Consider the following 520-nt stretch of genomic DNA (forward strand, 5'->3'; position numbering starts at 1 on the left):
TAAGGATATTTGATTAACTTAATCAAATCTCATGTATGCAGTTTTCAAGGTACAATGCTGACTGATGTTTTATCAGCCATCAGAACTCACAAACACATTTGTAAACTCTGATCACTGGTAAAAACCAGCTATTATAACAGTCCTTCCCGACTGATTTAGGGTTAGCACCGGACTTATCGAAAATCTTCTGGTTCCACTCTGTTTCCGACAGAGCTCACTTTCCAGTGCCCGTTCTATTTTTATCAGGCAGCTTCGCCTGTTTCTTTCTTTTTGATCTGGCAGCCACCTGCTCTCCCACACCGTCTCCAGTGCAGTACCATCGGCCGCTTAGGTCTTAACCGTCGTGTTCGGGATGGGAACGGGTGTGTCCCCTAAGCGCATCGCTACCAGAAATATCGTTATTCAGTTGCCTTGATAACTCAACAGTAAAACACATTTCTTTTCTCTACTTTTTTCCGTTTTAGTTGGATTGATTCAGCCGTTTGCACAGCCTACTGTATCCAATTTCCTTAGAAAGGAG

The 520-nt window shown here is 43.1% G+C and carries 1 rRNA gene; it reads right to left on the minus strand.

The window, feature by feature from the left end:
- Positions 1-273: 273 nt before the first annotated feature.
- A 5S ribosomal RNA gene (gene rrf / locus GPK81_RS09325) occupies positions 274-391 on the minus strand.
- Positions 392-520: the final 129 nt, after the last annotated feature.

The organism is Blautia sp. MCC283, from assembly GCF_018785565.1.
In the GTDB taxonomy this organism is placed as follows: domain Bacteria; phylum Bacillota; class Clostridia; order Lachnospirales; family Lachnospiraceae; genus Blautia_A.